The sequence below is a fragment of the Actinomycetospora soli genome, from assembly GCF_021026295.1.
Classification (GTDB): domain Bacteria; phylum Actinomycetota; class Actinomycetes; order Mycobacteriales; family Pseudonocardiaceae; genus Actinomycetospora; species Actinomycetospora soli.
In genome coordinates this window covers 38,097-51,969 of record NZ_JAJNDA010000029.1, presented here as the reverse complement: position 1 = coordinate 51,969, position 13,873 = coordinate 38,097, and the positions used below count along the sequence as shown (strand labels likewise).

Sequence of the window (13,873 nt, the reverse complement as noted above, 5' to 3'; positions counted from 1 at the left end):
CCGTGGCCATGCGACCGCGGCTGCTCGTGCTCGACGAACCCACCGCCGGTCTGGATCCCGCCGCCGTCGAGGACACGCTGACCACGCTCGGGGACCTGCACGCCGCGGGCACCACCATCGTGCTCTCGACGCACGACGTCGACCTCGCACACCGCTGGGCCGACGAGATCGCGGTCGTCACGGAGGGCACCGTCCGCTCCGGCTCCCCCGATGACGTGCTCGTCGACCTCGACCTGCTCGCCTCGGCCCGACTCGGCCCCGCCTGGGCTCCCGCTGTCCGGGCCCTGTTGCGCCGCCACGGGCTCGAACACCTCGCGCCCCGACGACCGTCCGACGCACTCGAGGCCTGAACCTCACGTCGCACCTCTCGGTGTGTCGCCCCGGCCGCGCGGGGGGGGAGGCCCGACCAGGGACATCGCGGTGGCGATCGGCGCCGCCCTCGACCTCCCGGTCGTGTCCGACCCCGCGAGCGGGGCCGACGAGCACTTCGGCTTCGTCGGCGGCTTCTTCGCCACCTCCATGACCGGATCCAGCGCCCGGACCCGCGAGCTCCTGGACTGGCGGCCTACCGGACCCAACTCTCATCGACGACATCCGCGCCGGCGCCTACACCGGTGTCTGAGGCCCGTCCCCCCACCACGACGAAGGAGATCCCCGTGGCCGACCTGGCCGGCGGACCGTCGCGGGCCAGGAGCAGATCAACCGGCGCCCAGCCGATCCAGCGCCATGCGGCTCCCGTCGTCGGCCGCGCGGTGGACGACGACGACCTGGTCCGGGTCGGCGAGCGGCGCGAGCACCTCGAAGTCGGTGGCGATGAGGCCGAGGTCAGGGTGCCGGACGACCTTGTGTCCCCGGCCGGACAGGGCGACGTCCGGCTCGGACCACCACCGGGCGACGTCCTCGCGGCGCAGACACTCTGCGATCAGGGCGTTCAACGCGGGATCGTCGGGGTGCATGGCCCACGCGACGCGCAGATGCGCGACCCCGTCCCGGACCACGGCCTCCCGGTCGAGGTAGGACTCGCGAAGACGGGGATGCATCAGGCACAGCCAGACCGCATTCCGCCGCGACGGCGGCAGCGTGTCGAAGTCCAGCATGAGCCCGGCCATCGCAGCGTTCCAGGCCAGGATGTCGTAGCGGTAGTTGAGCAACATCGCCGGCCGCGGGGACAGGTCCTCGACCAGCTGCGCGAGCGCCGGCGCCGCGGTCGTGGTCGGGCCGTCGGATTCACGGGGACGCCGCCCGGACAGGCCCACGAGATACGCGCGCTCGTCGGGAGCCAGGTGCAGTGCCCGGGAGAGGGCCTCAATCACCTCCAGCGACGGACGCAGCCCGCGGGCCTGCTCCAACCGCACCACGTAGTCGGTGCTGATCCCCGCCAGCTCGGCGACCTCCTCGCGACGCAGGCCGGGCGTCCGCCGGTTCCGTCGGCGGGGCGGCAGGCCGGCGTCCTGCGGGCTGAGGTTCTCCCGTCGCGCCCGGAGGAAGACCGCCAGCTCCTGCGCCGCGTCGAGGCTCCCGGTGATCACGACCGGAGAACCCGGCGGCGACGACCGACATTCCTGGGAAGAACCCTCCCTGGTCCACCGCCGCCGACCGGGCCACCGTGCAGGCATGTCACAGACACTGGACACCTACCGGTTGCTGGGCCGCTCCGGACTCCGGGTCTCACCGCTCGCGCTGGGTACGGCGACGTTCGGCACCGAGTGGGGCTGGGGGGCCGAGAAGGACCAGGCCCGGACACTGTTCGACCGCTACGTCGAGCGCGGCGGCAACTTCCTCGACACCGCCTCCACCTACACCGACGGTAGTTCCGAGCGGATGCTGGGCGAGTTCATCCGCGACCAGCGGGACCGCCTCGTCGTCGCCACCAAGTACACGACGCTGCGTCAGGCCGACGACCCGAACTCCGGCGGCCCGCACCGCAAGAGCCTGTTCGCCTCGGTCGAGGCCAGCCTGCGCCGGCTCGACACCGACTACATCGACCTGCTCCACCTCCACGTCTGGGACTTCACGACCCCGGTCGAGGAGGTCCTGCGCGGCCTCGACGACCTGGTCCGGGCGGGAAAGGTCCTCTACGTGGGCATGTCCAACGTCCCCGCCTGGGAGATCTCCCGGATGCAGGCCATCGCCGACCTGCGGGGCTGGGCGCCGTTGGTCGCTCTGCAGCCCGAGTACAGCCTCATCAACCGGACCGCCGAACGCGACCTCCTGCCCATGGCCCGGGAGATGGGCCTCGGCGTCACCCCGTTCTCACCGATCGGTGGTGGCGTGCTCGCCGGCAGATACGGGCGAGCCGACCTGGCCCGAGACGAACCCGCGGCAGGCGAGGGCGGCCGCAAGAGGTTCAACGCCGCTCTCGGCATGGTCACCGACCGGACCCTGCGCATCGCCGACGTCGTCCAGGACATCGCCACCGAGACCGATCGCCGGCCCGCCCAGATCGCGCTCGCCTGGGTCCTGCAGGTCCCCGGGGTAACGGCCCCGGTCATCGGCGCCCGCACCGCCGAGCAGCTGCTCGGGAACCTCGAAGCGCTGCACGTCGATCTCACCGACGAGCACCTGGCCCGCCTCGACGCCGTCAGCGCCGTCGACCTCGGTTACCCCCACGACCTGCTCGCCGGGGACCACGGCCGCACCGTCACCGCCGGCGACCTGCGGATCGACAAGCGCCGCCCCTGAGCGGGCAGGTGCCTGCGGTCTCGCCGAGGAGACCATCCCGTCGCGGTCGGACCACGGAGTCCGACCGAGACCTACCGAGCGCCGAGCTCGCTCGACATGGTCGCCGTGACCGAGAGGAGCGCGCCGACGACCCGGTCGATCTCCTCGTCGGTCGCGGCGCGGGCCGGGAGTGCGACGGCGACCGCGAGCGGCAGCGACTCGCCGGCGGTGAAGACGGGCGCGGCGATCGAGGTGACGCCGGGGATCACGCCGCCGGAGGTCACGGCGTACCCACGGTCCCGGACCTCCTCGCCGATGCGTCCCGCCTCGTCGAGGTCGGCGTCCTCGGAACGCAGGACCGGGTCGGTGAGCGTGGCGGGGAGGTGGGCGAGGTAGACCCGACCGACGGACGACGCGAGCAGGGGCATCGTCGCGCCGACGCGGACGGTGATGGGCAGCGCGTAGGCCCCGTAGTCCCAGCGCACGATCACCGGCCCGGCGTCGCCCCAGACGGCCAGGTTGACCGCGTGGCCCAGGCGGTCGCGCAGCACGGGCGCGTACTCCGAGGCGAGACCGACCTCGTCGACCCGCCGCAGCGACTCGGCGCCGAGGCGCCGCATCGCCGGTCCCATGTCGTAGAGCCCGGAACTCGGGGACTGCGCCACGAGCCCGACCCGTCCGAGGCTGACGAGGTACCGGTAGGCCTTGCTGACCCCCATGCCACCCGCGGCCGCCGCGATCGCGGTGAGGCTCATCGGGCCCCGCCCCTGCTCGAGAGCGGTCAGAACGGTCATCGCGATCTCGACGGACTGGATGCCCTGGCGGGCGGGCGCGGCGTCCTGATCCGGTTCCGGGACGGCTGCGGGGGCCACGGGCACGAGCCTAGTCGGCCGCCCGTGCCCCCCGGTCGCGCCCGCGGTCAGGCGATCGCCTCCGGTCGCCGCGACCCGTCGTCGGGAACCGCGTGCCCGCCCCGGGCGTCGCGGTGGACGGCGATCGCCGGGACGGCCGCGGCGAGTGCGGCGCCGAGGAGACCGGGCACGGCGAACAGGTAGAAGTTCCAGGCGACACCCAGCCCCGAGGACAGGATCGCGGCGCCGAGGAGCGGGCCGGTGATGGCGCCGAGCCGACCGACGGAGAGGGCCCACCCGATCGCGCGCCCCCGCAGCTCGGCCGGGTAGTGGCTCACGATGAACGCGTTGGTGAGCACCTGCGACCCGATGAAGCCCAGGCCGGCGACGAACATGAGGGCGAACAGCAGCACCAGCGGCGGACGCAGGCTCATCACGACGAGGGCCGCGGCCCCCGCGAGGAAGGCGACGGTGACCACGGGCTTAATCCCGATCCGGTCCGCCACGCGACCGCCGGCGACCATCCCGAGACCGGCTCCGACCCACATCGCGGCGGTCTGCAGCAGCGACGAACCGAGCGAGTACCCGGCGGCCTGCATGATGGTCGGGAGCCAGGTGGAGATCCCGAAGACCAGCAACAGACCGCAGAACGAGACGACCCAGAACAGCAGGGTGGCAGCGCGGACGCCGGGCGCGAGCAGCGGCCGCAGCCCGAGGAGGGCGCCTCGCTCGGCGGCGCCGTCGGCGGTGTGGACGGGGCTCTCGGGCAGGAGCCGGATCGCCAGCGGGACCAGGACGATGGCCGGGACACCGCCGATCACGTAGATCCAGTGCCAGCTCGCCCCACCCAGGATCGCCGCCCCGAGCAGCGGCGCGAGCAGCGCGCCTGCGGCGTAGCCGGACATCATCAGCCCGACGTTGCGAGCGCGCCGGCCGGGCGCGGAGAGGTCGGCGACGTAGGCGGTGACGGTCGGCAGGACGATGCCCAGCCCGACACCCACGACGAGTCGGGCGGCTCCGAACAGCGCGAACGTGGGCGCGGCAGCGCACACCAGCATGGCGACCGAGAACAGGGTCGATCCGGCGATCAGGAGCCGCCGGCTCCCGTACCTGCGGATCGTGGCGGCGCAGACCGCCGCGCCCACGAGCATCCCGACGGCGACGAGGGCGCCGACGGTGCCCGCCGCGGCCTTGTCGGCACCGAGCGAGCGGTCGGCGAGCAGTGACGGGACGGTGACGCCGTAGCAGGCGAGGTCGTAGCCCTCGAGGGCGGCGAACGCCGCGGCGAGGGGCAGGACGGCGCGGTGGCTGCGCTCCGCACCGGTGGGGGGCACGTGGGACATGGCGGACTCCTGCGAGGCGGGGTGGGCGGGATCAGTCGGTGAGGACGGCGGAGGCGCCGACGAGGGCGCCGTCGCTGCGGGCTCCGCGGTCGTTGCCGATCAGACCTGCGCTCCCTGTGAGGTTTGACACGAGCGGACAGTAGGTTTCACCATGAAGCAAGTCAATGCATGATGGTGAAACCCGAGCAGCCCGCTGGGAACTCCCGGCGCCGGTCGCATGTACAGGCCCCGTCGCCCTCGCCCGCCGGCGGGCCCCTCTCACGGTGCAGTCCAGAAAGGCAGCCATGGATCTCGATGTCGCCATCGTCGGCTACGGGCCGACGGGGATGACGCTCGCCGCTCTCCTCGGGCAGCAGGGCCGCCGCGTGGCCGTGCTGGAACGCTACGAGGGCCGCTACAACCTGCCCCGCGCCGCCGCCTTCGACGACGAGACGATGCGGACGTTCCAGAAGTTGGGCATCGCCGAGAAGATGCTTCCCGGGACCAACGTCCAGCCCGGGTACGTCTGGGTCAACGCGCAGGACGACGTCCTGCTGGACATCGAGTACGACAATCCCGGCCGCTGCGGCTGGCCGTCGCAGTACATGATGTTCCAGCCCCACGTCGAGGACGTCATCGACGGTCTGGTGCAGAGCACCCCGGGGGTCGAGGTCCGACGCGGGCTCACCGTCACCGCCATCACCGAGGACGACGAGGGCGTCGAGCTGCACGCCCGCGGCACGGACGGCGCCGAGGACGTCGTCCGCGCCCGCTACGTGGTGGGCTGCGACGGCGGCAACGGGTTCGTCCGTGGCCATCTGAAGAGCCGGGTGGACGACTACGGCTTCTTCGAGAACTGGCTGGTCTGCGACTTCGAACTGCGCCACGACGTGCCCGGCCTGCCCACGTTCCGGCAGGTCTGCGACCCGGCGGAACCCATCGCGATCGTCAACATCGGGCCGCGGTACCACCGCTTCTCCTTCCGGCTCGACGCCGGCACGAGCCGCGACGAGGTGGTGAAGCCCGAGAACGTGTGGCCGCGGGTCGCGGCCTTCCTCTCCCCGGAGGACGCCGACCTGATCCGGGTCGCCAACTACACGTTCCGCTCCCGCATCGTCGAGACGTGGCGGAGCGGACGGATCATGCTGGCCGGCGACGCCGCGCACGAGATGCCGCCCTTCCTCGCCCAGGGCATGGTCTCGGGGATCCGGGACGCCCGGAACCTGGCGTGGAAGCTCGGCATGGTCCTGGACGGGCACGCCGAGTCGCTGCTCGACCGCTATCAGCCCGAACGCGAGCCGCACGTCCGGTTCATCACCGAGAAGGCCATCGAGCTGGGCCGCGTCCAGACGATGCGCGACCCCGCAGAAGCCCGGGAACGCGACGCCCGGATGATCGCCGCGCGGAAGGCGAACCGGAAGCCGGACAAGCTCCGCTACCCGCCGCTGCGTGGCGGGCTCATCGCCAACCACGGGGACCTCTTCCCCCAGGGCCTCGTCTCGACGTCCACGCGGACCGCCCTGTTCGACGAGATCGCAGGAACCGGGTGGCTCATCGTGGCGACCGGTCGGGAGGCTCTCGCCCGGCTCTCCCAGGACGATCACGACGCCTTCGCCGCCATCGGCGGACGACAGATCGCCTTCGGCATCGCCAGCATGTTCGGCGGTGCCGAGATCTCGGACAGCGGCGGCGTCTACGCCCGGTGGTTCGCCGAGACCGGCTGCGTCGCGGCCGTGGTGCGTCCCGACAGCTACGTCTTCGGACTGGCTCGCGACGCCGAGGAGCTCGTCTCACTGCTGAAGGAACTCTTCAGCGCGCTCAGCCGCGACTGACCGCACCCGCACCTCGTCCGAGGTGCCATCTCGACATCCACGTGTTCGACGATCGACCCAGGGAGCCCGGAAGACATGAACGGCAAGATCGCCCTCGAGGAACACTTCGCCATCCCCGACACCATCCAGGACTCCGCCGGCTTCGTTCCCGGCCCGTACTGGGAGGAGCTGCAGTCCCGCCTCCTCGACATCCAGGACACGCGCCTGAAGCTGATGGACGAACACGGCATCGAGACGATGATCCTCTCGCTCAACGCGCCCGCCGTGCAGGCGATCACCGACCGGACCCGGGCCGTCGAGGTCGCACGACGCGCCAACGACACGCTGGCCGAGGAGTGCGCGCGCCGACCGGACCGCTTCCGCGCCTTCGCGGCGCTGCCGCTGCAGGACCCGGAGGCCGCGGCGCAGGAACTGAATCGGTGCGTCACCGAGCTGGGCTTCGTCGGCGCCCTGGTCAACGGCTTCTCCCAGGACGCCGAGCAGGGCGACGGCCAGGACCTCCTCTACTACGACCTGCCGCAGTACCGCCCGTTCTGGGCCGAGGTCGCCCGCCTGGACGTGCCCTTCTACCTGCACCCGCGCAACCCACTGCCGCAGGACGCCCGCATCTACGACGGCCACCCGTGGCTGCTCGGGCCGACCTGGGGCTTCGCGCAGGAGACCGCGGTCCACGCACTGCGTCTGATGGGTTCGGGCCTGTTCGACGAGCACCCGTCGCTGCAGATCGTCCTCGGCCACATGGGCGAAGGCATCCCGGCCATGCTGTGGCGGATCGACAATCGCAACGCCTGGGTCACGGTTCCGCCTGCCCACCCCGCGAAGCGACGGTTCGTCGACTACTTCACCGAGAACTTCCACATCACGACGTCCGGGAACTTCCGCACCCAGACCCTGATCGACGCCGTCCTCGAGCTCGGCTCGGAGCGGATCCTGTTCTCGACCGACTGGCCCTTCGAAAACATCGACCACGCCGCGGACTGGTTCGACACCGCGACCATCTCCGAGGCCGACCGGGTCAAGATCGGGCGCACCAACGCGCGTCGCCTGTTCAAGCTGGACCGGTAGGAGCGTGCGTCCCTTCATCGACGAGGAGGTCGGTTCATGACCCGGTACTTCACCGAAGCCGCCTCGGCCGAGACCGTGAACTCCCGGATGGGACCCGACGTCGACCCGCGTCTGGCCGAGGTGATGACATCACTCGTCAAGCACCTCCACGCCTTCACCGAGGACGTCCGACTCACCACCGCGGAATGGAACCTGGCGATCGACTTCCTCACGAGGACCGGCCAGATCTGCTCCGTCGAGCGCCAGGAGTTCATCCTCCTGTCGGACGTACTCGGCCTCTCGATGCTCGTCGACGCGATCGACCACCGTCGTCCCACGGGGGCCACCGAGAGCACCGTCTTCGGCCCCTTCCACGTCGACGGGGCACCCGTTCTCCCCATGGGCGCCGACATATGTCTGGACGGCAAGGGGGAGAGCTGTCAGTTCGAGGGTCGGGTCCTGGACCTGCAGGGCCGTCCCCTCGAGGGCGCCTGCCTCGACGTCTGGTCGGACAACGCGGACGGCTTCTACGACGTCCAGCAGCCCGACCTCCAGCCGACGTGGAACAACCGGGGCCGCTTCATCACCGGCGACGACGGCCGCTACCGGTTCCGCGGGATCAAGCCGACCTCGTACCCGATTCCCGACGACGGACCCGTGGGCCAGATGTTGAGCCGGCTGGGACGCCACCCCTACCGCCCCGCCCACATGCACTTCCTGGTGACCGCCCCGGGCCACCGGGAGCTCGTCACGCACACCTTCGTCGGCGGCGACGTCTACCTCGAATCCGATGCCGTCTTCGGGGTGAAGGAGTCCCTGATCGCCCCCTTCGAACGGCGGGAGGACGCCGACGCGCAGTGGCGGTCGACCTACGACTTCGTGCTCGCGCCGGCCTGACATGGCGCACCAGCCGACCTCGACGCGTGACGCGACCACCCCGGCATCCGGCCGACCGAGCAGAGGCTGGAACTCAGTCAGCAGGGACACGTCACGAACGAGATCGTCCACAGGAAGCCTGGGTCAGGCCACCCTTCGTAGCTCCGCTGAGCGACCTGTCCGCTGCCTTTCACGTGGTGGCGCTCGATGCCCCGACCGGGCGCGCCAACAGCTGTGAACCCGTACGAGGTCGCATCGGAAGCGAGGCTGCCTGCTGGTCATCGGGAAACCGGCCGACGTCGGGGATGGCGGTCCCCGTCACATCAATGGTGCGGCCCGTCGGACTGGAGGAGCTGGAAAGCCTGCCGGTAGGTCGACGGGGAGACGCGCAGGATGGTGCGCATGTGCAGGCGCATGGCGGCGGCACTCCCGAATCCGCATCGGGCGGCGATGGCGTCGACGCCGAGATCGGTCGTCTCCAACAGTTCACGGGCTCGATCGAGTCGACGCGCCAGCAGCCACTGCGTCGGGGACGTCCCGGTCTCCTCGCGGAAACGGCGCGTCAAGGTGCGGGTGCTGACCTCCTCGCGCTCCGCCAGATCGCGCAGCGTGATCACCGTGTCGAGGTGCTCGAGCGCCCAACGACGCGCACGGGCCGTTCCGGCGATGCCGGGCTCGGCGACCGGTCGCTGGATGAGCTGCGCTTCATCGGCTCCACGGTGAGGGGGTGTCACCACGCGGCGAGCGACGGCAGTTCCGACTGCGATGCCGTGGTCGGCCTGGACCATGTGCAGGCACATGTCCGTGACAGAGGCGACTCCGGCCGACGTCAAGACCTCACCATCATCGGTGTAGAGCACGTCCGACCGGACCGACACGGCGGGGTAGCGCTCGCGGAACGCCTCCACCTGTGCCCAGTGGGTGGTGGCGCGTCGACCGTCGAGCAGACCCGCCGCGGCCAGGACGAAGGCGGCAGTACAGATGGATGCCAGTCGTGTCCCCGTGGGGATGCGGCGCAGCGCGTCTGCCAGCCCGCTGTCCTCGATGGCTGCAGTGTCGACGGCATCGTGGTCCGTCGCCGCGACGATCACCGTCGAAGCCTCGGCGAGCAACTCGGGTCCGTGCTCGACCTCGACGGTGAAGTCGCCGTCCGTGCGGACCGAGCCCGCCCTGAGCGCGCAGGTCAGCACGTCGTACAACGCCCGCCCCTGCTCGTCGCGCGCCTCGCCGAACACGCGATGCACGATCCCGAGCTCCATCGCCAGGACCCCGTCGCGAACGAGGATCGCGATCCGGTGCCGCTCCATGGCCCGATCCTTCCACGATGTGTCTCCCAGGCGGCTCGTGCCGACTTCCCGGCCGGTCCAGGCTCGACGTCGTGCTTCCCACCTCGGCCCGAGAGCTGATCCTCAGCGGGACAGCTCTCGCGCACATGATCACCCTGAATCCCGATGGGTCACCCCAGGTGAGCGTCGTCTGGGCCGGACTCGACGGGGACACCATCATCACCGGCCATTTCGGCCGCTACCGGAAGATCACAAATCTACTGCGCGACCCACGCATCGCCCTGTCCTTCGCCGGCGGGACCCCGCTGCCGAACGGGATGCATCCCAATCTCGTCGTGCACGGCACCGCCGAGGTCACCGAGGGCGGCGCGCCCGAACTGGTGAGCCGACTCGGCACGGTGTACGTCTCGCCGGATTTCGAGTATCAACTGCCACCGGGGCCGCCTCCCGGTTACATCATTCGCACAACGATTCGTCGCATCGGCGGCGTCGGACCCTGGATGGACGAGTCATGACCGCAACCCCGGGCAGGAACAGTATCGGCGACATCACCCCGAAACTCGCGGAGCTCACCGACGACGTGCTCTACGCCGACGTCTGGGAACGTCCACAACTGAGCAAGCGCGACCGGAGCCTGGCGACGGTGGCCGCGCTGGTCGCTCTCTACCGCGCTGACGAGCTCGATATGCATCTCGGCTCGGCTCTCGACAACGGCGTCACCGCTGAAGAACTCATCGAGACCATCACCCACCTCGCCTTCTACACCGGATGGCCGTGCGCGGTCACTGCGGCCAAGCAGCTGCGTGCCCTCCTCGACGGTCGCAACAGCTGACGACGCATCCTCGTGAGAGCCCGTCCCGCCCGCCGGGTACCGTCCCCGGTCCCCTGATCTCGGCGCGTACGTCGCGCTGGTGCACCACGGTCTGCACCAGCGCCGCGAGCGTCCCGATGCGCCGCTCCCCGTCACCCGAGCGCTGTTCGCCGAGCCGAACCCCGTGGTCCGCATGGCAGTCCTGCACGCAGAGGGAACGATCCCGAGCGCCGACGTCCGCGCTCTCGTGCTCGACTGTTCCCCAGAGCTCACCCGACTCGCGCCACAGGTTTGCATCGACCGACAGGGCCCGTAGTCGGCCTGATCGACCGCCGTGCACTCTCGGAAGGACGTCCATCGATGGCCGAGCCGTTCGTCGTCAGGATCACCGACGCCGAGATCACCGACCTGCGCGAACGGCTCCGGCGCACCCGGTGGCCCGAACCGGAGACCGTCGACGACTGGTCACAGGGCGTCCCACTGTCCTACGCCCGCGAGCTGTGCCGCAGCTGGGCCGAGGACTACGACTTCGGGTTCGCCGACCGCGTCAACGCCTTCCCCCAGTACCGCGACACCGTCGACGGACTCGGGATCCACTTCCTGCACGTCCGGTCCCCGGAGCCGGACGCGTTCCCGCTGGTGCTCACCCACGGCTGGCCCGGCTCGGTGCTCGAGTTCCTCCACGTCCTCGGCCCGCTCACCGACCCCCGCGCCCACGGCGGCGACCCCACCGACGCCTTCCACGTCGTCGCTCCCTCCCTGCCCGGCTACGGCTGGAGCGACAAGCCCACAACGACGGGCTGGGGCGTCCCCCGCATCGCCCGCGCCTGGGACACGCTCATGGTGTCGCTGGGCTACGACCGGTACGGCGCGCAGGGCGGCGACTGGGGCTCGGAGGTGACCGCCACCCTCGGCCAGGTCGCGCCCGAGCGGGTCGCCGGGGTGCACCTGAACATGGGGAGGGTCCCGCTCGGCGGCTTCGCCGACCCCACCCCCACCGAACAGGCCGCCCACGACGCCGCCGAGGAGTTCGCCCGCACCGGACGCGGCTACTCCGGGATCCAGATGACCCGACCGCAGACCCTCGGCTACGGCCTCACCGACTCCCCCGCCGGCCAAGCTGCGTGGCTCGCCGAGAAGTACCGGGCCTGGACCGACCACGACGGCGACCACGAGACCGCCGTGTCCCGCCAGAGCATCCTCGACGAGATCTCGGTGTACTGGTTCACCGCCTCCGCGGCCTCCTCGGCGCGCCTGTACTGGGAGAGCTTCGCCGACTCCCGCGTGCAGATCACCGCCCCGTCCGGGCTCTCGGTCTACCCCCGCGACATCGTCCGTCCGTCGCGCCGTGAAGCCGAACAACGCTTCACCGACCTGCGCTGGTACGCCGAGATGCCCCACGGCGGGCACTTCGCCGCCCTCGAACAACCTCAGTCGCTCGTCGAACAGATCCGCGGCTTCTTTCGCCTCGTCCGATAACGGGCAAGACGTGGAACACGCCCGTAGGCCGAGTGCGGACATCTTCCAACGCAGTAAGGAACTGCGGCCGCAACCCAGAAATTGGCACTCATAATCACACACGCTGACACAATCTAAGTTATCGGATGTACATCGGCGCTGCTCAGGGGCTTGGTCTGACATAACCGAGAGTTGGCGAGGCGCATACTGCTGCCATGGGGGTGGTTGCCGCTCACGCCGCCTCGTGTAGGGCTGCGGGCGGACCGGCTGGGGCCCGACGAGCGACCACGGCCAGCTGGCTCGACGCGACTCCACCGGTCAGGACGCCGAGGAGGAGATCCCTCGGAACGAGGAGGGTCGCGGGTCCGGCCAGCAGGATTCCCACCACCAGCGCCGCGGCTCCGAGCACGCGGCGCGCCACGGCTTCCGACCCATCGCCACGTGCGATGCTCCGCCGTCCTCTGTCGTCCCCGTCGCGGGGCGCCGCGTCGCTGGCCTTCGCGCCCGGCTCCTCGTCGAGCCAAGGAACGTGGACGTACCACGCGGTCCCGCAGCTCGTCGGGTACTTCTTCGGCGCTGCCATCGGACACTTCCCTCCGGCCTGCGGCCATGATGGTCGGTCTCCGAGCTACGGGAATCTCAGGACTGGCTCGCTGGGCCGTCCGCCCGGTCCCTGCCGCGGGCCTGGCCGACCGGGCAGCCGATCCCCGACGATTCCTGGGGCGCCGTCACGCCAAAGTGGTCGCCCCGCGGGGTGAACGTGGACGGGTCGGGCCGCGAAGGCATGCGGTCATCCACGTGAGGAGAACGACCTCGATGAGATCCGTACGTGCCCGTCGTCGGCTCGCCATCGGACTGCTCGCCCCTGCCCTGGCGGCGCTCGCCGCCTGTGGCGCATCAGGTGCACCGTCCGGTACGGGCACAACGTCGACGACGGCGCCTCCGGCGGCTGCGACTCCCGTCGACTCCGCGTTCGTGCTGCACATGCTCCCGCACCACGAACGGGCGCTGCAGGTCGGCGCGCTGATGGCGGCGCAGGGGTCGGACCCGCGGGTCCGAGAGTTCGGGCAGCGGATCGTCACCGAGCAGACCCCCGAACGAGACCGGCTCCAGAGCTGGGTGACCACGCTGCACCTGACGGAGTCACCCAGCGACGCGACCATGGCGTCCGGGTACATCGACGACGCGACGCTGGCCCGGCTGCACGGCGAGACCGGGACCGCGTTCGACCGCGACGCGCTGCTCTCCTCGGCGAGCTCCGAGACCGGGGCTGCCCAGATGAGCGCTGTCGAGCTGCAGGGCAGCACCTACGCCCCGGCGCGAGACCTCGCAACCGCCATCTCGACCGCACCCGCCGGGGAAATCCCACAGCTCCGGTACCTGGCGACCCAGCTGGGGTGACCCGCCGGTCCCCCGCCAGCTGTTGGTGATCAACGGCCGTCTTGGTGGGCTCCTGGTCCTGGTCCTGGCGAACCTTCATCGCTGCCACCCTGCGGCGAGTTCAGCCCCACCGCTCTCCCCTGCGCCGGTCCGCCGGAAGCGGGCGAATGACCGTGCGCCGGGCGTGACCTCGGTCTCGCCTTTCCCTGGCTGAGGATTGCCTTTCTTCAGCGCGGCACCGGTCCCGACGCATCCGGCATTCCGTTTCACGGCTCGCTCGCGCTGCATTCCGGTTCATCGCGCCCTTCTCGGACCGGGTGGGCGAACATCGGAGGAATGCCTCGGCTAACCC

At 70.8% G+C, this 13,873-nt stretch carries 12 protein-coding genes and 1 pseudogene; 9 read left to right on the top strand and 4 right to left on the bottom strand.

Annotated elements, in window-relative coordinates; all coding sequences use genetic code 11:
• Nucleotides 1–350: pseudogene (locus tag LN037_RS28950) on the top strand (cobalt ABC transporter ATP-binding protein); the annotation flags it as partial.
• 348 nt (nucleotides 351–698) lie between these two features.
• On the opposite strand, the gene LN037_RS28945 reads toward LN037_RS28950, so the two are convergent.
• Nucleotides 699–1,529: a helix-turn-helix transcriptional regulator gene (locus LN037_RS28945; protein WP_230760007.1), complete on the bottom strand. Its 831-nt coding sequence runs from the start codon at nucleotides 1,527–1,529 to the stop codon at nucleotides 699–701.
• A gap of 85 nt (nucleotides 1,530–1,614) precedes the next feature.
• Between LN037_RS28945 and LN037_RS28940 the strand changes: the two genes are divergently transcribed.
• Nucleotides 1,615–2,682: an aldo/keto reductase gene (locus LN037_RS28940; RefSeq protein ID WP_230760005.1), complete on the top strand. Its 1,068-nt coding sequence runs from the start codon at nucleotides 1,615–1,617 to the stop codon at nucleotides 2,680–2,682.
• Nucleotides 2,683–2,753: 71 nt separating this feature from the next.
• On the opposite strand, the gene LN037_RS28935 is transcribed toward LN037_RS28940, so the two are convergent.
• Together LN037_RS28935 and LN037_RS28930 are read right to left on the bottom strand one after the other, a co-directional pair.
• Complete coding sequence (locus tag LN037_RS28935; protein WP_230760004.1) at nucleotides 2,754–3,533, bottom strand: IclR family transcriptional regulator; 780 nt, start codon at nucleotides 3,531–3,533, stop codon at nucleotides 2,754–2,756.
• A gap of 47 nt (nucleotides 3,534–3,580) precedes the next feature.
• Nucleotides 3,581–4,855, bottom strand: a complete 1,275-nt coding sequence (locus tag LN037_RS28930; RefSeq protein ID WP_230760002.1) for an MFS transporter — start codon at nucleotides 4,853–4,855, stop codon at nucleotides 3,581–3,583.
• Between the two features lie 284 nt (nucleotides 4,856–5,139).
• Between LN037_RS28930 and mhpA the strand changes: the two genes are divergently transcribed.
• The 3 genes from mhpA (at nucleotide 5,140) to LN037_RS28915 (ending at nucleotide 8,607) form a co-directional block, all read left to right on the top strand.
• The gene (gene mhpA, locus LN037_RS28925; protein ID WP_230760000.1) at nucleotides 5,140–6,666 is read left to right on the top strand and encodes a bifunctional 3-(3-hydroxy-phenyl)propionate/3-hydroxycinnamic acid hydroxylase MhpA; all 1,527 of its coding nucleotides are present in this window, start codon (nucleotides 5,140–5,142) and stop codon (nucleotides 6,664–6,666) included.
• A 75-nt stretch (nucleotides 6,667–6,741) separates the two neighbouring features.
• Complete coding sequence (gene tsdA, locus LN037_RS28920) at nucleotides 6,742–7,731, top strand: gamma-resorcylate decarboxylase (RefSeq protein ID WP_230759998.1); 990 nt, start codon at nucleotides 6,742–6,744, stop codon at nucleotides 7,729–7,731.
• A gap of 36 nt (nucleotides 7,732–7,767) precedes the next feature.
• Nucleotides 7,768–8,607 (top strand): intradiol ring-cleavage dioxygenase, encoded by an 840-nt coding sequence (locus LN037_RS28915; RefSeq protein WP_230759996.1) that lies wholly within the window; start codon nucleotides 7,768–7,770, stop codon nucleotides 8,605–8,607.
• A 302-nt stretch (nucleotides 8,608–8,909) separates the two neighbouring features.
• Here LN037_RS28915 and LN037_RS28910 read toward each other — a convergent pair whose 3' ends face one another.
• Complete coding sequence (locus LN037_RS28910; RefSeq protein ID WP_230759994.1) at nucleotides 8,910–9,893, bottom strand: GlxA family transcriptional regulator; 984 nt, start codon at nucleotides 9,891–9,893, stop codon at nucleotides 8,910–8,912.
• Nucleotides 9,894–9,964: 71 nt separating this feature from the next.
• Between LN037_RS28910 and LN037_RS28905 the strand changes: the two genes are divergently transcribed.
• From LN037_RS28905 to LN037_RS34160, 4 genes are all read left to right on the top strand, one after another.
• Nucleotides 9,965–10,387 (top strand): TIGR03618 family F420-dependent PPOX class oxidoreductase, encoded by a 423-nt coding sequence (locus tag LN037_RS28905; protein WP_230759992.1) that lies wholly within the window; start codon nucleotides 9,965–9,967, stop codon nucleotides 10,385–10,387.
• Nucleotides 10,384–10,704 carry a carboxymuconolactone decarboxylase family protein gene (locus tag LN037_RS28900; RefSeq protein ID WP_230759990.1) on the top strand — a complete coding sequence of 107 codons (321 nt, stop codon included), beginning with the start codon at nucleotides 10,384–10,386 and terminating at the stop codon, nucleotides 10,702–10,704. The genes LN037_RS28905 and LN037_RS28900 overlap by 4 nt, the downstream gene beginning before the upstream one ends.
• A 339-nt stretch (nucleotides 10,705–11,043) precedes the next feature.
• Nucleotides 11,044–12,162 carry an epoxide hydrolase family protein gene (locus LN037_RS28895; protein WP_230759989.1) on the top strand — a complete coding sequence of 373 codons (1,119 nt, stop codon included), beginning with the start codon at nucleotides 11,044–11,046 and terminating at the stop codon, nucleotides 12,160–12,162.
• Between the two features lie 588 nt (nucleotides 12,163–12,750).
• A complete protein-coding gene (locus LN037_RS34160) occupies nucleotides 12,751–13,542 on the top strand; it encodes a DUF305 domain-containing protein (RefSeq protein WP_504756269.1) in 792 nt (263 codons plus the stop codon).
• The last annotated feature ends 331 nt before the right edge of the window (nucleotides 13,543–13,873 follow it).

Bases quoted from the DNA above. Each gene is read 5' to 3' on its own strand.
- LN037_RS28940 (WP_230760005.1), top strand. From the start codon at position 1,615: ATGTCACAGACACTGGACACCTACCGGTTGCTGGGCCGCTCCGGACTC.
- LN037_RS28930 (WP_230760002.1), bottom strand. From the start codon at position 4,855: ATGTCCCACGTGCCCCCCACCGGTGCGGAGCGCAGCCACCGCGCCGTC.
- mhpA (WP_230760000.1), top strand. From the start codon at position 5,140: ATGGATCTCGATGTCGCCATCGTCGGCTACGGGCCGACGGGGATGACG.
- tsdA (WP_230759998.1), top strand. From the start codon at position 6,742: ATGAACGGCAAGATCGCCCTCGAGGAACACTTCGCCATCCCCGACACC.
- LN037_RS28915 (WP_230759996.1), top strand. From the start codon at position 7,768: ATGACCCGGTACTTCACCGAAGCCGCCTCGGCCGAGACCGTGAACTCC.
- LN037_RS28910 (WP_230759994.1), bottom strand. From the start codon at position 9,893: ATGGAGCGGCACCGGATCGCGATCCTCGTTCGCGACGGGGTCCTGGCG.
- LN037_RS28900 (WP_230759990.1), top strand. From the start codon at position 10,384: ATGACCGCAACCCCGGGCAGGAACAGTATCGGCGACATCACCCCGAAA.
- LN037_RS28895 (WP_230759989.1), top strand. From the start codon at position 11,044: ATGGCCGAGCCGTTCGTCGTCAGGATCACCGACGCCGAGATCACCGAC.
- LN037_RS34160 (WP_504756269.1), top strand. From the start codon at position 12,751: ATGATGGTCGGTCTCCGAGCTACGGGAATCTCAGGACTGGCTCGCTGG.